The sequence below is a fragment of the Actinomadura chibensis NBRC 106107 genome, from assembly GCF_001552135.1.
Taxonomy (GTDB): Bacteria; Actinomycetota; Actinomycetes; order Streptosporangiales; family Streptosporangiaceae; genus Spirillospora; species Spirillospora chibensis.
This window is the reverse complement of record NZ_BCQP01000060.1, coordinates 57,809-80,263: the sequence shown is the minus strand read 5'-3', so window position 1 is coordinate 80,263 and position 22,455 is coordinate 57,809. Positions and strand designations below refer to the sequence as shown.

Sequence of the window (22,455 nt, the reverse complement as noted above, 5' to 3'; positions counted from 1 at the left end):
AGGCCGGGCATCTCCAGGTCGACGAGCGCCACGTCCGGACGGTGCCGGAGCGCGGCGTCCACCGCCGTCCGCCCGTCGGGCGCCTCCGCCACGACCTCAAGGTCGGGTTCCAGCGAGATCAGCGCGGCCAGCGCCGACCTGATCAGGTCTTCGTCGTCGGCCAGCAGGACGCGGATCACCGGTCGTCCCCGGCCGTGGACGGGACGGTCGCCGTCAGCGTGAACCACGTCCCGTCCCGGTGGACGGCGAGGCCGCCGCCGAGTTCGGCGAGCCGGTCGGCCAGCCCGCGCAGCCCTGAGCTGCGCGGATCGGCGGCGGCGTCCGCCGCGCCGTCGTTCCGGACGGTCAGCGTGCTCACCCCCGGCCCGGACGCGATCACGACCTCGCACCGGGTCGCCCGGCTGTGCCGCAGCACGTTGGTCATCGCCTCGCGCAGCACCGGCGCCAGCCGGGACGCGGCCTCCCCGGGCACCGACGCGGGCGCGCCCTCGACCGAGCAGCGGATCCCGGCCGACTCCATCACCCGGCGCGCCGCGTCGAGCTGCTCGGCGAGGTCGACGCTCCGGTACCCGTGGACGACCTGCCTCATCTCCTCCAGCGCCGCCGTCGCGATCTCCCGGATCTGCTCGGCCTCCGCCCGCGCGGCGTCCCCGTCCCGGTCGGCGAGCCGCGCCGCCAGCTCGGCCTTGAGCGCGATCACGGTCAGATTATGGCCGAGGAGGTCGTGCACGTCGCGGGCCAGCCGCAGCCGCTCCTCGCTCGCCGCGAGGCGCGCCTCCGCGCGGCGTCCCGCCTCGGCCTGGGCGAGCAGGCCCCACATCCACACCGGCAGCCAGTTGACGACCGCGACCGACGCCCCGATCAGACCGGTGACCAGGGCCGCGTCCCGCGCCGAGCCGCCGGTCGCCGCGCCGACCGCGACGCTCGCCGCCGTGCACCCGGCCGCCACGGCGGCCGCCCGCACCGGCCGCACCAGCAGCGGCGCGGCGCCGACCATGCTCGCCGCGAGCCAGGCCCAGGTGTCCCAGCGTCCGGCGGCCACCGGCCCGACCAGCACGACCGACGCCGCCGACGCGGCCGTGAACGCCGCCGCCCACCGCCGCCGGACGCGTCCCGGCATGGACGGCGTGACCGTCGCGTACAGCACCCCGCCGAGGGCGGCGGTCACGGCGAGGACGCCGACCGTCCCGGTCACCGCGAGGACGGCGCGCGGCTCCCGGACGATCCCGATGCCGGGCATGACGAGGCTCGTCCAGAACGTGGTGGCGATCCAGAGCAGCGTGATGAGGCGGGCCCGGCCGAGCCGTCCGGACGCACGCTCCGGCAGGGCGGTCTTCACGGAATCCGATGACATCGCGCACCTGCCGCGCGTGCGCCGCCCGGCCGGACACTCTCGGCATGGACACCCACACGCATCACCCCCCGGAATCCGCCGCGCTCGGCCGCGTCCGCGCCGCGGCCCGCCGCCGGGACTGCGTCCGGCCAGGGTACGGCGGGCGCGCCGCGCCCGCGACGGCGGCCGGACGGGTCCTGCGCGCCCTGCCCCACCGCTGGCCGACGCTGCTCGCGCTGGTCCTGACGTTCGACTCGTGGTTCGACCCCGGTCTGCCACCCGCCCTGCTGCTCGTCGCGCTCGGCGCGGAGTACCTGGTCATCGGGCTCGCCCGGCGGCAGTTCGCGGACCGGCGGCTGCTCGCCGCCCACCTCGCGGGCCTCGCGTGCTACGCCGCGCTCGCCGCCGCCGCGATCACGGCCGGCGGACGGACGGAGATCGCCCTGGTGGCGGCCGGGTGGCTGCTGCACACCGCCTGGGACGTCGTCCTCCACCGGGCGGACAAGGTCGTGTGGCGCGCGTACGCGGAGGCGTGCGCGGTGATCGACGTCGTCCTCGGCGTGACGATCCTCTTCCTGCTCTGACCCCCGCTCCTGCCGGCCTCCGCGCCAGGGCGGCCTCACCCGGCCAAATGTCGTGGTCATTTGGGTTCCTGGGGATATGACGGGTATCAGGGCAAATGGACCATCGGCGCTGGGGGCGATCATGACCGTGGTCGGAACGTGGAACGTCGAGAACCTCTTCAAGCCGGGCGGCGAGTTCGGTCCGAAGGACCGGGCCGCCTATGAGGCCAAGCTCGCGGGCCTGGCCGCGACGATCACCGCGTCGGGGGCGGACGTCCTCGCCGTCGAGGAGGTCGGGGACCCGGACGCGCTCGAAGAGCTGGCGGGCCGCCTCGACGGGCGCTGGTCGCACACCACGTCCGCGATCTTCGAGGAGAAGCACCCGATCCGGGTCGGGTTCCTGTCCCGGCTCCCGCTGGAGGTGATCGCGGACCGCGCCGGGTTCCCCCGTCCGCTGGCCGCGATCCAGGCGGGCGACGACGGCGGGACGGCGGACCGGATGGGACGCGGCGCGCTCGCCGTCCGCGTCACCGAAGCCGATGGCCGGGAGCTCGACCTCGTCGCCCTCCACCTGAAGAGCAAGCTGCTGTCGTTCCCGCCGGGACCGGGCGGGCGGCACCGCTTCCAGCCGCGCGACGAGGGCGAGCGCGCCCGCGTCGCCGCCTACGCCCTCTACCGGCGGACGGCCGAGGCCGTCACCGCGCGGGCCCTCGCCGACGAGCTGCTCGCGGGCGAGGGCCGGTCCCGGCAGGTGATGGTGATGGGCGACCTCAACGACGAGCCGACGGCCGCGACGACGCAGATCCTGCTCGGCCCGCCCGGCTCCGAGCTGGGCACGGCGGGCGCGGACCATCCCGACAAGGGCGACGGGGCCCGGCTCTGGAACCTCGCCCCGCGCATCCCCGAGGCGGAGCGGTTCTCCCGCGTGTTCCAGCGGCGGCACGAGCTGATCGACCACCTGCTGGTGTCGCACGCGCTGCTCGGGCGCGCCCTCGACGTCCACACCCTGCGGGCCCAGGACGGTCCCCTCCCGTCGGTGACCGAGGACCCGGCGGCCCGCCGCGACGACCCGGCGTCCGACCACGCGATGGTCTTCACCCGCCTCGCCGCCTGACCCGCGCCGCCTGACCCGCGCCGCCTTCCGGCTCGCTCTCCTAGGAGAGCGAGTCGAGGTGGGCGGCGACGGCGGCGCGCATGGCGCCCGGCGTGGCGACGTCCGGACGCGTCGCCGCGTGCACGGCGAGCCCGTCGACCAGGGCGTGCAGCCGGTCGGTCTCGGACTCGACGTTCCGGGAGCCGAGCGCTTCGACGAGCCTGCGGCAGCCCGCCCGCAGGGCGTCGTAGCCCTCGTTCCGCAGCGCGCGCAGCTCGGGATCGACCATCGACCTGGACGTGAACGCGAGCCACACCTCGTTCTCGGCGGCGCGCTCGGCGTCCATCGGCAGCAGTTCGGCGAGGATCCGCTCGGCCCGCCGCCGCGGGTCGGGCTCGGCGGGCAGCGCCGCGATCCGCCGCTCGATCCGCTCCATGATCATCCGCAGCGTGAAGACGAACAGCTCGGACTGGGTGGCGAAGTAGTGCCGGAGCGACCCAGCCGACAGCCCGGCCTCCCGGGCGACGTTGCGGACCGACGCCCGCTCCAGGCCGTCCCGCCGGACGACCCGCCAGACGGCCGCCGCCACCTCCAGCCGGCGCTCCACCGGGTCCACGACTTTTGGCATGGACTTTTTATAGCACACCTGTGTTACCATCGCCGTTGTAACACAGTCGTACTAAAAAGGGAGCGACCATGACGGCGCGACGACGACACGGGACCCGGACTCCGGGCAGGCGGCGGCCGCTCCTCGCGGGCGCGGCCTCGTCCGTCCTGCTCATCGCGGGCGCGGGGCTCGGCGCGGCCGGGGGACTGCAGGCGTCCGAGGGCGGCTACTTCTCGACCTCGCAGCACCGGTTCGGGACGCCGACGGCGGCGCTCAAGACCGACGAGATCGACGTCGGGATGGACCGGGCGCACGCGGCGGACCCGAACCCCGACATCGGCGAGGCGGCGCGCGTGCGGATCGTCGTCCGGCCGTCCGACCCGTCCGTGCCGGTGTTCGTGGGGATCGGGCCGAAGGCGGACGTGGAGGCGTACCTGCGCGGGACGGCCTACGACGACTTCAGATCGGCCGGCCTGAAGCCGTTCCGCGCGACGTTCGCGCGCGTCCCGGGCGCCGCGCGGGCCCCGGCCCCGGCGGGGCGGCCGCTGTGGGTCGCCACCGCCCAGGGCACCGGAACCCGCACCCTGACCTGGGACAAGACCGGGGGCGCCTGGTCCGTGGTGGTCATGCGGCTGGACGGCCGTCCCGGCGTCGACGTCACCGCCTCGATCGGGCTGCGCTTCGGCTTCCTGGTCCCGGCCGCCGCGGGCGCGCTGCTGGCCGGGACCGTCCTCCTCGGCTACGCCCTGTGGGCCCGCCGCCGTCCCGGCTCCGGCTCCGACTCCGGCTCCGCCGAGAGCGGCTCGGACGACGTGGCGGACGCCCGCGGAAGCACGACCAGCGCCAGCACGGCCGCGCCGACCAGGAGCACGGCGCTCAAGGCGAGGCCCAGGGCGTAGCCGTCGTTGAGCGCGGACGGCGTGCCGGCCGCCCCCGTGCGGTGCTGCGCGGCGGTGCCCAGCGCCGCCAGGCCGAGCGACGCGCCGAGCTGGCGCGAGCTGTTCAGCAGGGCCGACGCCGTGCCCGTCTCGCGGGACGCGACCCCCGCCGTGGCGGTGGAGACGAGCGGCCCGAGGCACAGCCCGAAGCCGACGCTCGCGACGATCGACGGCCCGAGGACGTCGGTGGCGAACGCGCCGTCCGGGCTGATCAGGCCGAACCAGGCGAACCCGGCGGCGGTGAGGAGCGCGCCCGCGCCGAGGAGGGTCCGCGGGGCGAGGCGGTAGCCGAGCCTGACGGCGAGCACCGACCCGGCGACGACCCCGAGGGCGAACGGGAGGAACATCGTCCCCGTCAGGGCGGGCCCCGTCGCCAGGACGCGCTGGAGATACAGCGACATGAAGTAGAACGCCGACGCCATCGCCGCGCCGACGAGGAGGTTGTAGGCGTTCGCGCCCGCGACCGACCGGTTGCGGAACAGGCCGAGGCGGAGCAGCGGCTCGCGCGACGTCGTCCGCTCGACCTGGACGAACGCGGCCAGCAGCAGGACGGCCGCCGCCAGGGTCGTGAGCGTGGCCGGCGACGTCCACCCGTGCCGGTCGGTGCGGACGACGCCGAACACCAGCAGCGTCATGCCCGCCGTGGCGAGGAGGGCGCCGAGCGCGTCCGGGCGTCCGCCGCGCGCCGGGGGCGGGCCTCCCGCGACGCCCCGCGCGGCCAGGGCCAGCGCGGCGGCCGCCATCGGGACGTTCACGAACATCACCCAGCGCCAGCCCGCGTACTCGGTGAGCACGCCGCCGATCAGGACGCCGAGCGCGCCCCCGGCCGCGTTCGTCGCGCTCCAGATCCCGAACGCGCGGACGCGCGCCCGGCCCGCCGGGAACGCCGCCGCCAGCAGCGCCAGCGCGGCGGGCGCCAGCGCCGCAGCCCCGACGCCCTGCGCGGCCCGCGCCGCGACGAGGTGGCCCGGCGCCTGCGCGAACCCGCCCGCGAGCGACGCCGCCCCGAACAGCCCGAGACCGAGCAGCAGCACGCGCCCGCGCCCGTACCGGTCGGCGGCCTTGCCGCCGAGCAGGAGCAGCCCGCCGAAGGTGAGCGCGTACGCGTGGATCACCCAGGTGAGGCCCACCGGGCCGAAGCCGAGCCCGGCCCCGATCTCCGGCAGCCCGACGTTCACGACGGACAGGTCGAGCGACACCATGAACTGCACGACGGCCACGACGGCGAGCGTCCGCCCCGGCCGCGTCCCCGATCCGGTCTTCAAAGCCGCTCCCTTCCCGGGCGACGAGGCGTCGCCCGCGTCTCGCAATCGGCCGCGCGGGGATCGCGGCGCGATATGGCGGTGCGATATGGCGGCGCCGCTCCGCCGCCAATTGCGGCCGCGCCAGCGGCCGGTCCGAAGAAAGGCGGCGGCGGTTTCGCCGGTGCCGCCTTTCCGGCGCGGAATGGTCCGGCCAGCGCCGTACCGGGGCCCGATGCAAGAGTGAATTCAAGGCCGCTCAAAACGCGCCGGACGGGTGCGCGGGCGGGCTCCGGCCCGGCCGGTCCGGCCCGGACGCCGCCGCGCGCCCGCGCCCCGGCGGCCCCGCCGGGAGCGGTGCTCCACGACTTTTCGAACATGTTCCGAAAGTAGCACGGGAACCGGCCGCCGGGAACCGCCGCCCTCGTCCGGCGGCAGCCGGGGCCGGGACGGCATGATGGGACGATGCCCCGACAGCCCGCGCCGCGCGGCCGCACCGGCCGTCCGCCCCGGACGTCGCGCGCGCGGATCCTGGCAGCGGCGCGCGAGCTCATCGACCGGGACGGCTGGGAGGCGCTCACCGTCCGGCGGCTGGCCGCCGAGCTCGGCGTCGGGGCGACGACGCTGTACCACCACGTCCGGAACCGGGAAGAGCTGCTGGTCCTGCTGCTCAGCGAGCACCTCGGCCGGATGGAGCGGCCCGCGCTGCCGGACGACCCGCGCGACCGCATCGTCGCGGGCGCGGTCGCGATGCGGGACGCCGCCGCGGCCTGGCCGTTCGTCGCCGAGGTCGTCACGACCGACGGCTTCGTCGGCCTCATCGACGAGGACGCCCTCTGGATGGTGGAGGCCATCGTCGCCGGGGCCGAGGACTGCGGGTGCACGCCCGCGCAGGCCGTCTACCTCTTCCGCAGCGTGTACTACTACACGGTCGGCGAGGTGCTCGTCCGCGCGAACACCGCGAGCCGCCGGGCCGGTGACCTGCCGCCCGCCCGGCTGGGCGACCTGGACGCGGCGAAGGTGCCGCGGCTCGCCGCCATCGGCGACGTCTGGCCCGAGACCGCCGCGCGCGACACCTACGCCCGCGGCCTGGCCGCCTTCGTGGACGGGCTGCTCGCACAGATCACGTCAACCGGTCTTTAGGCCGGAACGGGACACGTTCGACGCGGTCGTGCGGACGCCTCGTCCGGCCGTTTTCCGCCGGTGCGAAACACCCTTTACGGTCCGCCCGCCGGGCCGTTTCAGAATGCTCCGGCATGTGATGGAACGGTCCTTGTCAAAAATGCCAGCATTGACGTTCGATAATCGATGATCAGGTCGAACGGCGTCCCCCCTTTCGTCGATCACAAGCGCCCCGGGAAAGTTAAAAGCTGCCGATTGACAACACTTGGGCGCAAAGTTACTCTCCGTTGAGATCCTGGATCTACGTCCATTGACGGGCGCTGTTTTAAATCCGGATTTCCGGCGCCCGCCTCTTCGATATTCGAAGAAAAAAGAGTTCCCCTCCCGACGAAGAGGAATCGCATGCGTAAAGGGATCGCACTCGTCGCCGCGGGATCCGCGGCGCTCGCGTTGACCGCGGCGTCCGTCGCGCCGGCCGCCGCGGCCGTCCCGCGTCTCGTCCGCGGCCCCGACGGGGTGACCATCGAGATCGCGACCGTCAACGGTTCGGGCTGTCCCATCGGAACCGCTGCCGTCGCCATCTCGGACGACAAGGAAGCCTTCACGGTCACCTACAGCGACTACATGGCGCAGATCGGCGGCTCGTCCAAGCCGACCGACTTCCGCAAGAACTGCCAGATCGCGATGAAGGTGCACGTCCCCCAGGGCTTTACCTACGCCATCGCCCAGACGGACTACCGCGGTTACGCCTTCCTGAACCAAGGCGTCAAGGGCATTCAGCGGGTCACCTATTACTTCCAGGGCAACACAGAGACCCAATACATCACGCACAACCTGGCCGGCACCTACGACAACAACTTCCAGTTCACCGACAAGGTGCCGGTGTCCCAGCTCGTCTGGCGGACGTGCGGCGAGGAGCGCAACTTCAACATCAACACGGAGCTGCGCCTCGACAAGGGAACCTCGGACGGGTCGAAGGTCAGCTTCATGGCCATGGACTCCACCGACGGCAGCATCAAGACGACCTATCACTTCGCCTGGAAGAAGTGCTAGTAGCCCCGCAACCCCCACCCTGAAGGAGAACGACCAATGCGCAAAGCAGTGACCGCGTCGGCGGCATGCCTCTCGGCCCTGGCGCTGACGACCGGCACGTCGCAGGCCGCCGTGAACGACCCGCCGCCCCCCGGCAAGATCACGCTGGAAGTCCTCACGGTCAACGGCTCGGGCTGCCGCGCCGGGACGGCCGCGGTGGCGCCGGCGGCCGACAACACGGCCTTCACCGTCACCTACAGTGACTACCTGGCCCAGGCGGGCGGCAAGTCCAAGCCGACCGACATGCGCAAGAACTGCCAGCTGAGCCTCGGCGTGCACATCCCGCAGGGCTTCACCTACGCGATCGCCAGCGCCGACTACCGCGGCTACGCCAACCTGGCCGACGGCGCCTCCGGCTTGGAGCGTGCGAGCTACTACCACCAGGGCATGTCCCAGACCGGTGTCGCCAGCCACACGGTCAAGGGCAAGTACGCCGACAACTGGCAGTTCACCGACACCACGCCGGTGGCCGCCCTCGTCTGGAAGCCCTGCGGTGAGGACCGCAACTTCAACATCAACACTGAGCTGCGCGTCGACAAGGGAACCTCCGACCCCGACGAGACCAGCTTCATGTCGTTCGACTCCGCTGACGGCGGCGTGAGGACGATCTACCACTTCGCCTGGAAGAAGTGCCCGACACGACGCTGATCTGAACTGACCGGGCCGCGACCTCCCTGGGAAGGACGCGGCCCGGTCACCCCCGGCTCCCGCGCCGCCTTCCCAGGACGCGCCCTCCCCGGGGAGGGCGCGGCGGGCGGCGCGGACCACGCCCCCCTCGCGGCACGCCCCCCTCGCGGCACGCCCCCCTCGCGGCACGCCCCCCTCGCGGCACGCCTCCCTCGCGGCGAACCGCCTCGCCGGGCGGGCCGTCCGGCCTCCGTCCCGCGCGAGCGCGCCCCCCGCGCGAAACCGCCGCTCGCGCGGCATGGACGGATGCAAGGTTTTCGTGTTGTTCGTCTTTTCGGACGATACGAGCGGTTGGAAGGTCGTACGGGACGGTCACCCTGTGTGCCGTGAAAGTCGCCATTGTGACCGAGTCGTTCCTCCCGCAGGTCAACGGTGTCACCGGCTCCGTCTGCCGCGTCCTCGAACAGCTCGCCGCGCGCGGGCACGAGGCGCTGGTCGTCGCGCCCCGCCCCGGCCCCGAGTCGTACGCGGGGGCGCGGGTGGAGCTCGTCCCCGGCGTCCGGCTGCCGTTCTACCCGTCGGTCGTCGTCGGTTTGCCGACCAGGCGCGTCACCGCGGTGCTGCGGGACTTCGCGCCCGACGTCGTCCACCTCGCCGCGCCGATGATGCTCGGCGTGTCCGGGCTCGCGGCGGCCGAGCGGCTGGACGTCCCGGCCGTGGCCGTCTTCCAGACCGACATCGCCGGGTTCGCCCGCCGCTACGGGCTGCGCGGCACCGACCCGACCGTGTGGTGGTGGCTGCGCCGCGTGCACCGGCGCGCCGACCGGACGCTGGCGCCGTCCGCCCCCGTCCTCGCCGAGCTCGACCGGCGCGGCGTCCCGCGCCTGTCGCTGTGGGGGCGCGGCGTGGACCGCCGCCGCTTCCACCCCGCGCACCGCTCGGCCGGGGTGCGCGCCGCGCTCGCCCCGGACGGCGAGGTCCTCGTCGGCTACGTCGGACGCCTCGCCGCCGAGAAACGCCCGCGGATGCTCGCGACGCTCGCCGACCTGCCCGGCACGCGCCTCGTGATCGTCGGCGCCGGACCCGAGGAGCGCCGCCTGCGCCGCCTCATGCCGCGGGCCGTCTTCACCGGCTTCCAGACCGGGACCGAGCTGTCGCGGCTCATGGCGTCCCTGGACGTGTTCGTCAACACCGGCGCCGACGAGACGTTCTGCCAGGCGGTCCAGGAGGCGCTCGCCTGCGGGGTGCCGGTCGTCGCGGCCGCCGCGGGCGGTCCGCTCGACCTCGTCCGGCCCGGCGTGAACGGCCTGCTGTACGCGCCCGACGACGGCGCCGGGCTGCGCGCGGCCGTCGCGGCGCTGGCCGCCGACCCGGGCCTGCGGCGGCGCCTGGCCGCCGGGGCCCTCGCCTCCGTCGAAGGACGCGGCTGGGACGTCGTGTGCGAGCAACTGATCGACCACTACCTCCAGGCGACGCTCCAGGCGGCGGGCGGCGCGTGCGTGCGGGAGGCGGCCGTCCAGCGCGCCGACGACGCGGCATGAGCGGGTTCCCGTTCGTCGTGTCCGTGCACGACGTCGCGCCGGACACCGCGTCCGCCGCCCGGCGCTGGCTCGCCGACCTCGACGAGCGCGGCGTGCCCGGCACGCTCCTGCTGATCCCCGGCCCGTTCGGGGACGGCCCGGCCCTGCCCGACGACGCCGACCTCGTCGAGGACCTGCACGCGGCGGCCCGGCGCGGACACGAGCTCGCCCTGCACGGATACCGGCACGAGGGCGTCCCCGGCGGCACGCCCTGGCGGCGCGGCGTCAACCGCGTGCTGGTCAGGGGCGCCGGAGAGTTCTGGACGCTCACCGAGGAGCAGGCCAGGCAGCGGCTCCGGGCGGGCTTGGAATCACTCGCGGACGCGGGCATCGACGTCGTCGGCTTCACGCCGCCGGGCTGGCTCGCGTCCCCCGGCACCCGGCACGCGCTGGCCGCGCTCGGCTTCGCCTACTGGACGAGCCACCTCGCCGTCCACCGGCTGCCCGGCGGACCGATCCGCCGGATGCCCGCGCTGTCGCACCGTCCGGGCGGGACGGGGGAGCGGGCCGGGGCCCGGCTGATGGTCGACGCGGCCCGCACGTTCGCGCGCCTGCGCATGCCGTTCCGCATCGCCCTGCACCCCGCCGACCTGACCCGTCCCGGCCTCCGCCGCGCCGCCCTCTCCGCCATCGACCTGACCGTCGCCGCGGGCGGCCGTCCGACCACCTACCGGGCGCTGGTCGGGGCATGAGGATCGTCCAGCTCGCCAACCTGTACAGCCCGGTGTCCGGCGGGCTGCGCACCGCCGTGGACATGCTCGGCGCGGGCTACGCCGCCGCCGGACACCAGCGCGCCCTGGTCGTCCCCGGCCGCTCCCACACCCGGACGGAAAGCGAGAAGGGGCTGCTCATCACGGTTCCCGGCGCGTCGGTCGCGCCGGGGTACCGGCTCGTCCTCGACCCGCGTCCGGTGCTGCGCGTCCTCGCCCGCCTCGAACCGGACGTGGTGGAGGTCTCCGACAAGGCGAGCCTCACCGTGGCGGCGCGCTGGGCCCGCCGCCACGGCGTCCGCGCCGTCCTGTTCTCCCACGAGCGGCTCGACGCGATCCTCGCCCCCCGCCTGCCCGCCGGGCTGTCGGTCGCCCCGCTCACCGACCGCTGGAACCGCCGCCTTGCGACCATGTTCGACGCGGTCGTGACGACCTCGGCGTTCGCCGCCGCCGAGTTCGCCCGCGTGGGGACGCCCCGGCTGCACCGCGTCCCGCTCGGCGTGGACCTCGCCACCTTCCGCCCGTCCGAGCGCGCGCCCGCCCCTGGACCGTTCCGCCTGGTCCACCTCGGACGCCTCTCCCGCGAGAAGCGCCCCGACCTGGCCCTGACGACGCTCCGCGAACTCCGCCGCCGGGGCGTCCCCGTCCACCTCGACGTCATCGGCAGCGGCCCGCTCCACGCCCCGCTGCGCGCCTACGCGGCCCGCGAGTCGCTCCCCGTCCGCTTCCACGGCCACGTCCACCGCCGCACCGACGTCGTCCGCCTCCTCGCGGCCGCCGACGTCGCCCTGTCGACCTGCCCCGTCGAGTCCTTCGGCCTGGCCGTCCTGGAGGCCCTGGCCTGCGGCGTCCCGGTCGTCACCGCCGACCGGGGCGCCGCCCGCGAACTCCTGACCCCGAACGCCGGAATCGCCGCCCCGCCGACCCCGTCCCACTTCGCCGACGCCACCGAGACCCTCCTGACCCTCCCCCCTGAAACCCGCCGCACCACCGCCCGATCCCACGCCGAGCACTACCCCTGGACCACCCCCACCACCCAAATGCTCAAAATCCTCACACCCCCCTGACTAGCGGGTGCTTTTGCCTGGCGGGCGAGTTTGACAATGTTCGCCGATATAGAGGTGCGTTGGTTGGAAGTTGTGACGAATATTTGGGTTCTGGTCGGCGGTCTGGTCGGCTACCTGCGGGGGCATATTGGGGGTTGATTCGGGGGTGCGGGGCGGTCTTGCCGGGGAGGGGACGCAGGGTTAACGTTCCACTACCTGACAGGAGAATTCCTGTCGGCTGAGCGCTCAAAGCCCGCCCCCCGCCACCGGCCCGGCGCAAAGACGCTACGGGCCTTTTCGAGCGCCCGGCTCCCATGCCGACAATGGCGTTGCGTCCATGCGCGGAGCCGGTGGCCTGACGAAAGCCCTGCCCACCCCCGAAAGACAGGGAAGTCCCGCATGAAGTCGTCCAAGCGCAGGCTCGCCGCGGTCGCGGCGGGCGTGGGAATCGCACCGCTGGTCACCGTCGTCCTGCCCGCGACCGCCGCTCTCGCGCACGGGTACGTGTCCGCGCCCTCGAGCCGGCAGGCGCAGTGCGCGCAGCACGTCGTCCAGTGCGGAGAGATCCAGTGGGAGCCGCAGAGCGTCGAAGGGCCCAAGGGCCTGCAGAGCTGCAGCGGCGGGAACTCGCGGTTCGCCGACCTCGACGATGACAGCAAGCCCTGGAAGCCCACCACGGTCGGCAATTCCGTGACGTTCAACTGGACGTTCACCGCCAAGCACAGCACCAAGAGCTACGAGTACTTCCTCAATGGACGGCGCCTCGCGACGTTCAACGGGCAAAGCTCGTCCCACACCGTCAACCTCGGCGGCGTGACCGGCCGGCAGAAGGTGCTGGCGGTGTGGAACATCGCCGACACCGCCAACGCCTTCTACGCCTGCGTCGACCTGCAGGTGCAGTAATACGCGGTGAGGGAATGGCGGTCGAGCGAAAGCCCGGCCGCCATTTTCATTCGGTCACCCGGAGGACGCGCAACTGGGTGGCGACCAGGCGGTAGTAGCCGACGAGCGTGACGAGTTCGTACAGCCGGGTCAGGCCGAACGCGTCGGTCGCGGCGGTGAAGGCGTCGTCGGTGAGGTCGCCGGTGGCGGCCAGTTCGCGGGCGGCGGTGAGGACGGCCGCCTCCGCCGGGTCGTCCAAGGGGCAGTCCGCGCCCGTGCGGACGGCGGTGAGCTGCTCTTCGGTGAAACCGGCGTGGAGCGCGGCGTGGGCGTGGACGGTCCACTCGTACTCCGACCGCTCGTGCGCCGCGACCGCCAGGATCGCCAGCTCCTTCTGGCGCGCGGTGAACCCCGTCCCGTAGCGGACGACGGTGCCGAGTTCCTGCAGCGCGTCGCCGAGTCCCGGGCTGAGCAGCATGCCGTTGAACGGGCCGCGCAGGCGTCCCTCCTCGTCGGCGAGCGGGAACGGGCGGCTGGACGTCGCCCGGGCGCTGGCGAGCAGGCGGTCGTAGAGTTCGCGCTGCTCGGCGGTCAGGTCGGCGGGCCGGAACGCGGCGACGCGGGCAGGCATGGATTCCCCCGGTTGAGATGGCGTTGGGTCAGCGTGCGGGCGCACCGCTGGGCTGGAAGCTGTTGTGGTAGGCGAACGTGCGGCGTTCCTCGGCGGTGACGGTGCGCATGACCTCGGCGCGCCACGGCGTGTCCGTCGCGGCGCGGTAGGCGTCGGTGGCGAAGACGGCGGGGTCGTCGATCTCGTGGAGGGCGAGGAAGCGGGGCGCGGCGCCGTCCCGGAGGACGTAGCGGCGGGTGCGGCGCCAGCCGGGCAGCGCGTGCAGGGCGGGGACGTGCTCCTCGGCGTACCAGGAGTGGAACGCGGGCTCGTCGCGGGGCGGGACGGTGATCGCGCGGGCGAGCAGGAGCGGCGGGGGCGCGGCGGCGGGCACGCCGTGGTCGTCCAGCAGCTCGTAGACGCGGCGGTCGAGGGTCTCCAGCGACGCCATCACGGCGCGCTCCCGCGCGCTGCGCCGGTCGCGCAGCGCGCGGTACCGCGAAGTCTGGAGGACGCCCAGGTCAAGGTCGTACCATGCGAGCCAGGACGGCGCCGCGCCGTCGGCGGCCCGGTACCGGTGGCCCTGGCGGACGCCGGGCAGCGCGAGCCGCGCGGGGCCGTGCTCGGTGTCGTACCAGTCGTGGAACGCGTCCTCGCCGCCGTCGCGCGGTTGCGACAGGACGTAGAGCAGACCTTCCGTCACGATGGCCCTTCCGTCATGCCGCAGACTGGGAGCTGTCCGCGGAGTTCGTTCTACTGACGAACGTCCGTGCGTCGGTAGTTACTTTGGAGTCGGGAGTCAAGGAATGTCAAGGCAGGACCCGGATGTGATCGACTCCGTCGAGAAGGCGTTCCGCGTGCTGGAGGCGTTCTCGGCGGAGCACCCGACGCTGACCGTGAGCGAGGCCGCCGAGCTCACCGGCCTGTCCCGGGCGACCGCCCGGCGCATCCTGCTGACCTGCGTCCGGCTCGGCTTCGCGGAGGTGGACGACCGCCGGTTCCGGCTCATGCCGCGCGTCCTGCGGCTCGGCTACGGGTACCTCGCCTCGCTGCCGATCTGGGAGCGCGCCCAGCCGCACATGCGGCGGCTGGCCGAGGAGGTGCGCGAGTCGTGCTCGGCGGCCACGCTGGACGGCGAGGAGATCGTCTACGTCGCCCGCGTCCCCGCCAAGCGCAGCATGTCGATCGTCCTGAACGTGGGCTCGCGGCTGCCCGCCCACCCCACGTCCATGGGGCGCGTCCTGCTCGCCGCCCTGCCGCCGGACGTCCGCCGCGAGCGGCTCGCCGCGATGCGGCTCGACCCGCTCACCCCGAACACCATCACCGACCCGGACGCGCTGGCCGCCGAGCTCGGACGCGTCCGCGACCAGGGCTACGCGGTCGTGGACGGCGAGCGCGAGGAGGGCGTCCGGTCGGCGGCGGCGCCGGTGCGCGACCGGTCGGGCGCCGTGATCGCGGCCATCAACGTGTCGGCCAACGCGGGACGCGTCTCGGTCGCCGAGCTGCACGAGCGGTTCGTCCCGCTGGTCGTGCAGGCCGCCGACGCCATCTCCCGCGACATCGACTTCGTCCCGTCCGCCTAGGCCCGCCCTGGGGCCGCAAGTCGTGGCCCGCCGGAGTCTTGACCCGCGCCGGTACGTCGGTCACACTCGCTCTCTAACCGGCGTACAACTGTGCGTCTGACGAACAGAGGTGAGCGATGTCCGGTGCCACGTCCGTCCTGCGGACCGCCTTCACCACGAAGCTCTGGCTGACGGTCCTCGTCGCCCTCGCCCTCGGCGCCCTGCTCGGCCTCCTCGCGCCGGACGCGGGCGCCGCCATGCAGCCCCTCGGGGACGGCTTCATCTCCCTCATCCGGATGCTCGTCGGCCCGGTGATCTTCTGCACGATCGTGACCGGGATCGTCTCCGCCGGGGCGCTCGCGGGCATGGGCCGCGTCGGCGTCAAGGCCCTCGTCTACTTCGAGGCGATCACCACGATCGCGCTGGTCATGGGCCTGGTCGTGATGGACGTGCTGCGCCCCGGCGACGGCGTCCACGCCGACCCGGCCGCGATCAAGCTCACCGGCAAGGCGTCCGAGTACGCCGCCGCCGGAGAGCACCAGCACTGGTACGACTTCCTCGTCAACATCATCCCGGAGAGCGTGGTCGGCGCCTTCGTGGACGGGAACGTCCTGCAGATCCTGCTCGTGTCCGTGCTGTTCGCCATCGCGCTGAAGATGATGGGCGAGCGGGCCGTCCCCATCGCGCGGGGCGTGGAGCGGGTGGGCGAGGCCGTCTTCGGGATCGTCCGGCTGGTGATGTACCTGGCGCCGGTCGGCGCGTTCGGCGCGATGGCCTACACCACGGGCAAGTTCGGGCCCAAGACGCTGACCAGCCTCGGCACGTTCGTCGGTCTGTTCTGGGCCACCGGCATCGTCTTCTGCCTGGTCGTGCTCGGCGTGGTCGCGCGGCTGTGCGGCATCCGCGTCCTGCCCCTGTACCGCTACTTCAAGGACGAACTGCTCATCACCCTCGGCACCGCCAACTACGAGGCCGTCATGCCGCAGCTCATCGAGAAGCTGGAGCGGCTCGGCTGCCCGCGTCCGATCGTGGGGCTCGTCGTCCCGTCCGGGTACGCGTTCAACTCCGACGGCGTCTGCCTCTACATGGGGTTCGCGGGCCTCTACATCGCGCAGGCGTTCGACATCCAGATGTCGGTGTGGCAGCAGCTCGGCCTGCTCGCCGTCTTCCTCATCACGTCCAAGGGCGGGGCGGGGATCGCGGGGGCGGGGTTCGTCCTGCTGGCCGCCAGCCTGTCCACGACGGGCGTCGTCCCGATCGCCGGGATCATGCTGATCTTCGGCGTGGACCGGTTCCTGTCCATGATGCGCGGCATCGTGAGCCTGTGCGGGCAGATGCTCGCCAGCATCGTCGTCAGCAGGTGGGAGGGCGTCTTCGACCGCGACCGCGCCCGCGAGGTCCTCGCCGGACGCGTCCCCGCCGACGACGCCGCCGCGCCCGCCGAACCGCTCCCGGCACCCGCCGGAGGCCCCGCCTGACGCGGCGCGGATCAGGCGGGGACGCGCAGGGCGAGGACGGCGACGTCGTCCTCGCCGCTCGGCTCGACGCGCTCCAGCAGCTTGTCGCACAGGTCGGGCAGCGGGAGCTGGGCCAGGTGGGAGCCGTGCCTGCGCAGGCTGGTCAGCCGGTCGGTGAGGTCGGTGCCGCGCCGCTCGATCAGCCCGTCGGTGTAGAGCAGCAGCGTGGACAGCGGCGGCAGGACGCACTCGCCGTCCGGCCGGGGACCGGTGAGGTCGGGCTCGCCGAGGAGCAGCCCGTGCTCGTCCAGGAACCGGGTGCCGCCGTCGCTCGTGACCAGCAGCGGCGGCGGATGCCCGGCGTTGCACCAGCGCAGCCGCCACGGCCCGCCGGGACCGCCCTCGACGCGGCCGAACACGGCGGTGGCGAGGTCGGCGTCGCTGACGGCGGCCATCACGCCGTCCAGCCGGGCGAGGACGGCGCTCGGCGGCTGGGCCATGTCCCAGGCGAGCGCCCGCAGCATGTTGCGGACCTGCGCCATGTGCGCCGCCGCCGGGAGGTCGTGGCCGACGATGTCCCCGATGACGAGGCCGGTCGCGCCGTCCGGGAGCGCGAAGGCGTCGTACCAGTCGCCGCCGACCCAGCTCACCTGCGTCGCGGGCACGTACCTCGCTTCGAGCCGCAGGTCGCCCGGCTGCGGCAGGGGCGCGAGCAGGTTGCGCTGCATCGCCTCGGACGTGTTGCGCTGCTCCGCGTACAGCCGGGCGTTCGCGAGGACGAGCCCGGTGCGGCGCGCGACGTCCTCGACGACGAGCCGGTCGTCCGGCCCGTAGCCGTGGCCGGGCCGGGAGTAGCCGAGCGTCAGCGCGCCGTAGGTCTCGCCGCGCGCGGCGAGCGGGGCGATGATCGCGCTCTGCGCGTCCATGACCTGGAACAGCTCGTACTGCGCGGCGCCGAGCGGCTCATCGGAGCGCACGTCGGCGCCGCCGCCGACCACGACCGCCGCCCCGCCCCGCAGGACCTGCGCGAGCGGCCCGCGCGGCGCCCGGGGCAGCGGCGGCAGCGGCCCCTCCAGCGCGGCGATGTCGGCGGCCGACAGCTCGCGGTGCGTCGCGGCGACCCGCTCGACGCGGCCGTCCGGCACGAGGAGGTCGACCTCGGCCCAGTCGCCGAGCGCGGGCACCACCAGCCGGACGAGCCTGCGCAGCAGCTCCTCCTCGTTCAGCGTGGACGACAGCACCGTCGTGATCTCCGCGACGAGCCGCAGCCGCGCGTTCGCCCGCCGCTCCCGGGCCAGCCGGTCGCGCCGCTCGCGCTCGATGGCGTCCCGGCCGGCGGCGTCCTGGAAGACGGTCACCAGCCCGGCGACCGGCCCGGCGCCGTCCGCGCCGGACGCGTAGATCGGCGCGGACGACCAGGAGCACGTGACGAGGCGCCCGTCCCGGTGCGCGAACCGCTGGCCGTCCCCCTGGTCGGGGACGCCGGTGTGCAGCACGCGCAGCATGCGGCACTGCCGCTCGGGCGGGACGCGCCCCTCGGGGTCGCGGTGCAGGAACCGGTGCATCCGCCTGCCGAGCACCTCGCCGCGCGCGTACCCGAGGATCTGCTCCGCCCTCGGGTTCCACGCCGTGATGCGGCCCGACTCGTCGGTGGCGAGGACGCCGGCGTTCATCGCCTCCACGAGACGGTCGCGGGCCGTGCCCGACCGATCGTCCACCTGCCCGGTCATCCTCACCCCCCTGGAGCGGACACCAGGCCCATTCCCGCCGTTTCACCCCGGACACTCCGGGCCCCGCGCCCGGTCCGGAGCGGGCGGCTACTGGTCGGCGGAGGCCGCCTCCGGCTGCTGCCACCAGGTGAAGGAATGGATGTACCAGCGGCCGTCGCGGGCGGGCCGCCGCCCGTAGGTGAGGGCGACGATGCCGCGTCCCGGGCAGCCCCGGTCGAGCGCGCGGTGCGCCGACTCCAGCGGGGTGGGGAACGCGTTGTAGATCTCACCGAGCAGCAGCCGCGCCGACGCCCGCAGCTCCAGCCGCAGGTGGATCGGCTCGCGGGCCCGGGTGGCGGTGCGGGCCAGGAACTCCTGGACGACCGCCGTCATGTGGTCGGTGAGGTCGCCCGCCGCCGGGCCGAGGCCCCATCTGCGCAGGGCGCCGTGGACCGTCCGGCGGGCCTGCGCGGTCGCCGCCCGACCGGCCGGCAACTGCCATCGGCCGATGCGCAGGACCGGCCCCTGGTCGTCTTCGGCGTCATGCTGTGCGGACGCGGTGGTCACTGGGCACTCCGATCAAGAAACAAGCCTGGACCGGGGACGGGCCACAGTGCCGATCTCACGGACCAGGCGCGGTTCAGCCGTACTGCCGCGTTGGTTCCCTATGTGCACCGGGCCATGCGGGCCCGTTCCGATCGTCGTGGACCGGTTTCCGGTGTCGCCGGGGACGGCGCCGGCAGAGCGGCCCGCGCGGGGAACGGACTCGGCATCGCGAGTGTACGTCACGGGACGCGGCGCGGCCCTCCCCCCTGGGATTCCGGGCGTACACTCGGGGCCGACGAGGGTTTCTCGATGCGGGCGGCCAAGCACGCGTCCCCTGGTTTCTCGACGCTCGGTCCTCCTCGGGCCGGTCGGGTCCGGCGCCCCGCCGCCGACACGCCGATCCGTCCCGGGCGGCGGGGTCACGAGGGGGAATGCGGGATGACGACATGACCGGCGACGATCTTCCGGTGACCCTGTGGGGTCCGCCCAACACGTCCGGCGGCGCTTCCGGGAGCGCGGCCGACGCGCGGCGGCTGGCCGCCTCGTTCGACCTGATGAAGGCCGTCCTGGACGGGGCTTCGCTGACCGGCCTGCTGACCCTCGTGGCCGAGCGCGCCCGCGCCATGGCGGACGTCCCGCTGGCGTTCGTCGCGCTGCCCGCCGAGGACGCCAACACCCTGCGGATCGCCGTCGCGGTCGGCGAGGGCGGCGACCGGCTGCGCGGGCTGACGGTGCGGCGCGGCCGGTCCATGCTCGGCCGGGCGTTCAGCTCGCGGCGGGCGCTGTCCGCGCGGATCGCCGCCGACCAGACGCTCACCGAGCTGCCGCCCGGACCGATCCTGATCCTGCCCCTGGACACCGGGGAGGCGACGCGCGGGGTGCTCGCCGTCCTCGGCCGGCCGGGCGCGGGGCCGTTCAGCCCGGCCGCCGCGCGCCATCTGCTGCTGTTCGCCGACACCGCGGCCCGTCTCGTCCAGCTCGCGGAGGACCGGCGGGCGGCCTCTCGGCCGGACGAGCCCGCTGAGGCGCGGATCGTCCCGCCGCCCGCCACCGTCCACGCGAACGTGACGCCGCCGGGCGGGGATCACGGCGGGTGATATCACGGCTGCGGAACGACATTTTGGGAACTGTCGGCCGTAAAATCGACGGCCGTCGAACCAACCGCCGGTGAACCGGCGGCCGTGTGACTCTCGGTCGGTGAACCGTGCCCGGCCGGTAGGGGAACATCAGGCCATTTCTCCGGGACGGGCCCCGATTCCGGGGTTTCCCCGGCGTTCCGTGCGGGCCGGGCATCGCTGTCAGAGTTTGAAGAGCTTCGCGTACGGGGCGGGAATCCGCACCTTGCCGGATCCGAAATCGACGACGACGGCGCCGCCCGGCTCGACCTCGACGACGCGTCCGAGGCCGTACTTGTCGTGGGTGACCTGGTCGCTCGGCTCGAACTGCTGCACGGGCGGAGCGGCGGACGGAGGCGGGAAAGGGCTGGTCGGCAGGTGCCGCCGCCGGGTGGGACGGGAGGAATTCATAACCGCAGTATGCGCCGTGGACGGGAGCCGCGTAGGGTCACCCCGGCAGTTGACGCCGAATCGATCTCGTGTCGCGACCCGGCCGCCGTCCGGATCCCGCCCCGTGTGGTACCGTGCGGGAGTTGCGGTTCCCATAGACATGTTCATGCGCCTGTCGGATCTGACCTCAGGCGCATTTTTTGTTGTTCTGGATCTTCCGGATGGGCCATCGCGGCGTGCTCGCCCGCACACGGTGTGCGAGCGGGACCGACCAGAAGGAGACGACATGGCCACCGGTACGGTCAAGTGGTTCAATTCCGAAAAGGGCTTCGGCTTCATCGAGCAGGACGGCGGCGGCGCCGACGTCTTCGCCCACTACTCCAACATCGCGACGCAGGGCTTCCGCGAGCTCCAGGAGGGCCAGAAGGTGACGTTCGACATCACCCAGGGCCAGAAGGGCCCGCAGGCGGAGAACATCGTCCCCTCCTGATCACCCCCTTGTGATCGCGCACGCTTGATCGTGAAGGCCGCGCGGCGGACGGCACCTCGGCGCCGTCCGCCCCGCGTGCCGCCCGTCCAGATTTCCAGCACGGCCCGCGGCCTCTGTTCCGCCGGCCGGCATCCGGTTCGTTCTTGAGAACCCTGCGCGCCCCGTTCGTGGCGGCGGCGGAGCACTTCCTCGACACGCGCCGCTTCGAGGAAGGCTCGACCACCATGCCCGACGACTCCCGGCAGACCTCCCGAAAACGCTCGTCCGCGCCGCGCCAGCGTCCCGGCCGCCGCCGTCCCGCGCGTCCCCGCGCCGACGCCGCCCGCCCGGCCCACCCGGCCGCCGCGTCCTCCGCGTCCGGCCCGGCCGCCGCGTCGCTCCCGCCCGCCGCGTCGTTCGCCGACCTGCGGATGCCCGCGCCGCTCCACGCCGAGCTGGCCCGGCAGGGCGTGACGTCCCCGTTCCCGATCCAGGCGGCGGCGCTGCCGAACGCGCTCGCCGGACGGGACGTCCTCGGCCGCGGCCGCACCGGCTCCGGCAAGACCCTCGCCTTCGGCCTCGCCCTGCTCGCCCGCACCGCCGGGCACCGCGCCGAGCCCCGCGCGCCGCTCGCGCTCGTCCTCGTCCCCACCCGCGAGCTCGCGCAGCAGGTCGCGGGCGCGCTCGCGCCGTACGCCGACGCCGTCGGCCTGCGGGTCGCGACCGTGGTCGGCGGCATGTCGCTCGTCCGGCAGGCGAACGCCCTCGCCCGCGGCGCCGACGTCCTGATCGCCACCCCCGGACGCCTCGCCGACCTCATCGAGCGCGGCGACTGCCGCCTCGACCGGGTCCGCACGACCGTCCTGGACGAGGCCGACCAGATGACCGACATGGGCTTCCTGCCGCAGGTCACCCGGCTTCTGGAGCAGACGCCGGGCGGCGGGCAGCGGATGCTGTTCTCCGCGACGCTGGACCGGAACGTCGACACGCTCGTCCGCCGGTTCCTCAGCGACCCGGTGACCCACTCCGTCGACCCGCCCGCCGGGGCGGTCGGCACGATGGAGCACCACCTGCTGCACGTCACGGACGCCGACAAGCACGAGACCACCGTGCACATCGCCGCCCGCGACGAGCGCGTGATCATGTTCGTCGGCAAGAAGTACGCGGCGGACCGGCTCGTCCGCAAGCTCACCTCGCGCGGCGTCCGCGCCGCCGCGCTGCACGGCGGCAAGACCCAGTCGCAGCGCAACCGGGCGCTGGACGGCTTCCACGCCGGGGACGTCACCGTGCTGGTCGCCACCAACGTCGCCGCCCGCGGGATCCACATCGACGACCTCGACCTCGTCGTCAACATCGACCCGCCCGCCGACCACAAGGACTACCTCCACCGGGGCGGCCGCACCGCCCGCGCGGGCCGGACCGGGACCGTGGTCACGCTCGTCCTGCCCGACCAGCGCCGCGAGGTGAAGGACCTGATGGCGAAGGCCGGGATCAGGCCGCGCTCGGCGGACGTCGGTCCGGGCGACCCCGAGCTGACGCGCATCACCGGGGCGCGCGCACCGTCCCGTCCCGCTCCCGCCGACACCGCCCGCAAGCCCGCTTCGGCGGCCCGGCGCGACGACGTTCGGGACGCCAAGCGCGATGACGGGCGTTCGCGGAAGCGGCCGGCGGCCGTGCAGGGCGGACGTCCTCGGAACTCGCACGACGCGGCCAAGCGCAAGCCCGGCCGCGGCCGCCGTTCGTCCTCGCTCAACACCTGATCG

General features: G+C 74.0%; 23 protein-coding genes. 14 read left to right on the top strand and 9 right to left on the bottom strand.

What is annotated here, in order from left to right; translation table 11 throughout:
* The coding region (locus tag ACH01S_RS32465) for a response regulator transcription factor (protein ID WP_157406339.1) at nt 1–179 on the bottom strand (179 nt) is incomplete at its 3' end.
* Nucleotides 176–1,354 carry a sensor histidine kinase gene (locus tag ACH01S_RS32460; RefSeq protein WP_067900548.1) on the bottom strand — a complete coding sequence of 393 codons (1,179 nt, stop codon included), beginning with the start codon at nt 1,352–1,354 and terminating at the stop codon, nt 176–178. The genes ACH01S_RS32460 and ACH01S_RS32465, both read right to left, overlap by 4 nt.
* Before the next feature lie 44 nt (nt 1,355–1,398).
* On the opposite strand from ACH01S_RS32460, the gene ACH01S_RS32455 reads away from it, so the two are divergent.
* Together ACH01S_RS32455 and ACH01S_RS32450 are read left to right on the top strand one after the other, a co-directional pair.
* A complete protein-coding gene (locus tag ACH01S_RS32455) occupies nt 1,399–1,917 on the top strand; it encodes a DUF6010 family protein (protein WP_083981392.1) in 519 nt (172 codons plus the stop codon).
* Between the two features lie 121 nt (nt 1,918–2,038).
* Nucleotides 2,039–3,010 (top strand): endonuclease/exonuclease/phosphatase family protein, encoded by a 972-nt coding sequence (locus tag ACH01S_RS32450; protein ID WP_067900545.1) that lies wholly within the window; start codon nt 2,039–2,041, stop codon nt 3,008–3,010.
* Nucleotides 3,011–3,050: 40 nt separating this feature from the next.
* Here the strand turns inward: ACH01S_RS32450 and ACH01S_RS32445 are convergent, their stop codons facing one another.
* Nucleotides 3,051–3,617, bottom strand: a complete 567-nt coding sequence (locus tag ACH01S_RS32445) for a TetR/AcrR family transcriptional regulator (protein ID WP_067900542.1) — start codon at nt 3,615–3,617, stop codon at nt 3,051–3,053.
* A 718-nt stretch (nt 3,618–4,335) separates the two neighbouring features.
* The gene (locus ACH01S_RS32435) at nt 4,336–5,799 is read right to left on the bottom strand and encodes an MFS transporter (RefSeq protein WP_246236531.1); all 1,464 of its coding nucleotides are present in this window, start codon (nt 5,797–5,799) and stop codon (nt 4,336–4,338) included.
* A gap of 441 nt (nt 5,800–6,240) precedes the next feature.
* On the opposite strand from ACH01S_RS32435, the gene ACH01S_RS32430 reads away from it, so the two are divergent.
* From ACH01S_RS32430 to ACH01S_RS32400, 7 genes are all read left to right on the top strand, one after another.
* Nucleotides 6,241–6,918: a TetR/AcrR family transcriptional regulator gene (locus ACH01S_RS32430; protein WP_067900535.1), complete on the top strand. Its 678-nt coding sequence runs from the start codon at nt 6,241–6,243 to the stop codon at nt 6,916–6,918.
* A gap of 381 nt (nt 6,919–7,299) precedes the next feature.
* Entirely contained in the window at nt 7,300–7,950 is a 651-nt protein-coding gene (locus ACH01S_RS32425; protein WP_067900533.1) for a DUF4360 domain-containing protein, read from the top strand.
* 36 nt (nt 7,951–7,986) lie between these two features.
* Nucleotides 7,987–8,637, top strand: coding sequence for a DUF4360 domain-containing protein (locus ACH01S_RS32420; protein ID WP_067900530.1), 651 nt, complete (start codon nt 7,987–7,989; stop codon nt 8,635–8,637).
* 365 nt (nt 8,638–9,002) lie between these two features.
* On the top strand, nt 9,003–10,157 hold the full coding sequence (locus tag ACH01S_RS32415) for a glycosyltransferase family 4 protein (RefSeq protein ID WP_067900525.1): 1,155 nt from the start codon (nt 9,003–9,005) through the stop codon (nt 10,155–10,157).
* A complete protein-coding gene (locus tag ACH01S_RS32410) occupies nt 10,154–10,888 on the top strand; it encodes a DUF2334 domain-containing protein (RefSeq protein WP_067900522.1) in 735 nt (244 codons plus the stop codon). Before ACH01S_RS32415 ends, ACH01S_RS32410 begins: the two co-directional genes overlap by 4 nt.
* Nucleotides 10,885–11,973, top strand: coding sequence for a glycosyltransferase (locus ACH01S_RS32405; protein WP_067900520.1), 1,089 nt, complete (start codon nt 10,885–10,887; stop codon nt 11,971–11,973). The genes ACH01S_RS32410 and ACH01S_RS32405 overlap by 4 nt, the downstream gene beginning before the upstream one ends.
* Before the next feature lie 378 nt (nt 11,974–12,351).
* Nucleotides 12,352–12,855, top strand: coding sequence for a lytic polysaccharide monooxygenase auxiliary activity family 9 protein (locus tag ACH01S_RS32400; protein WP_067900518.1), 504 nt, complete (start codon nt 12,352–12,354; stop codon nt 12,853–12,855).
* A 46-nt stretch (nt 12,856–12,901) separates the two neighbouring features.
* On the opposite strand, the gene ACH01S_RS32395 is transcribed toward ACH01S_RS32400, so the two are convergent.
* Both ACH01S_RS32395 and ACH01S_RS32390 read right to left on the bottom strand, forming a co-directional pair.
* Nucleotides 12,902–13,465: a carboxymuconolactone decarboxylase family protein gene (locus ACH01S_RS32395; RefSeq protein ID WP_067900515.1), complete on the bottom strand. Its 564-nt coding sequence runs from the start codon at nt 13,463–13,465 to the stop codon at nt 12,902–12,904.
* A 28-nt stretch (nt 13,466–13,493) separates the two neighbouring features.
* A complete protein-coding gene (locus tag ACH01S_RS32390; protein ID WP_067900513.1) occupies nt 13,494–14,147 on the bottom strand; it encodes a DUF4286 family protein in 654 nt (217 codons plus the stop codon).
* Nucleotides 14,148–14,250: 103 nt separating this feature from the next.
* On the opposite strand from ACH01S_RS32390, the gene ACH01S_RS32385 reads away from it, so the two are divergent.
* Together ACH01S_RS32385 and ACH01S_RS43975 are read left to right on the top strand one after the other, a co-directional pair.
* A complete protein-coding gene (locus tag ACH01S_RS32385; protein WP_067900509.1) occupies nt 14,251–15,027 on the top strand; it encodes an IclR family transcriptional regulator domain-containing protein in 777 nt (258 codons plus the stop codon).
* 116 nt (nt 15,028–15,143) lie between these two features.
* Nucleotides 15,144–16,484, top strand: a complete 1,341-nt coding sequence (locus ACH01S_RS43975) for a cation:dicarboxylate symporter family transporter (protein ID WP_067900504.1) — start codon at nt 15,144–15,146, stop codon at nt 16,482–16,484.
* An 11-nt stretch (nt 16,485–16,495) separates the two neighbouring features.
* On the opposite strand, the gene ACH01S_RS32375 is transcribed toward ACH01S_RS43975, so the two are convergent.
* Together ACH01S_RS32375 and ACH01S_RS32370 are read right to left on the bottom strand one after the other, a co-directional pair.
* Nucleotides 16,496–18,193: a SpoIIE family protein phosphatase gene (locus ACH01S_RS32375; protein ID WP_067900502.1), complete on the bottom strand. Its 1,698-nt coding sequence runs from the start codon at nt 18,191–18,193 to the stop codon at nt 16,496–16,498.
* 87 nt (nt 18,194–18,280) lie between these two features.
* Nucleotides 18,281–18,739 carry a hypothetical protein gene (locus ACH01S_RS32370; RefSeq protein ID WP_067900497.1) on the bottom strand — a complete coding sequence of 153 codons (459 nt, stop codon included), beginning with the start codon at nt 18,737–18,739 and terminating at the stop codon, nt 18,281–18,283.
* A gap of 425 nt (nt 18,740–19,164) precedes the next feature.
* Here ACH01S_RS32370 and ACH01S_RS32365 point away from each other — a divergent pair, with 425 nt between their 5' ends.
* Complete coding sequence (locus ACH01S_RS32365) at nt 19,165–19,815, top strand: GAF domain-containing protein (RefSeq protein WP_067900494.1); 651 nt, start codon at nt 19,165–19,167, stop codon at nt 19,813–19,815.
* A gap of 201 nt (nt 19,816–20,016) precedes the next feature.
* Here ACH01S_RS32365 and ACH01S_RS32360 read toward each other — a convergent pair whose 3' ends face one another.
* Entirely contained in the window at nt 20,017–20,244 is a 228-nt protein-coding gene (locus ACH01S_RS32360) for a hypothetical protein (protein ID WP_067900488.1), read from the bottom strand.
* 265 nt (nt 20,245–20,509) lie between these two features.
* Between ACH01S_RS32360 and ACH01S_RS32355 the strand changes: the two genes are divergently transcribed.
* Nucleotides 20,510–20,713: a cold-shock protein gene (locus ACH01S_RS32355; protein ID WP_067900481.1), complete on the top strand. Its 204-nt coding sequence runs from the start codon at nt 20,510–20,512 to the stop codon at nt 20,711–20,713.
* 224 nt (nt 20,714–20,937) lie between these two features.
* Nucleotides 20,938–22,452, top strand: coding sequence for a DEAD/DEAH box helicase (locus ACH01S_RS32350; RefSeq protein WP_083981395.1), 1,515 nt, complete (start codon nt 20,938–20,940; stop codon nt 22,450–22,452).
* Nucleotides 22,453–22,455: the final 3 nt, after the last annotated feature.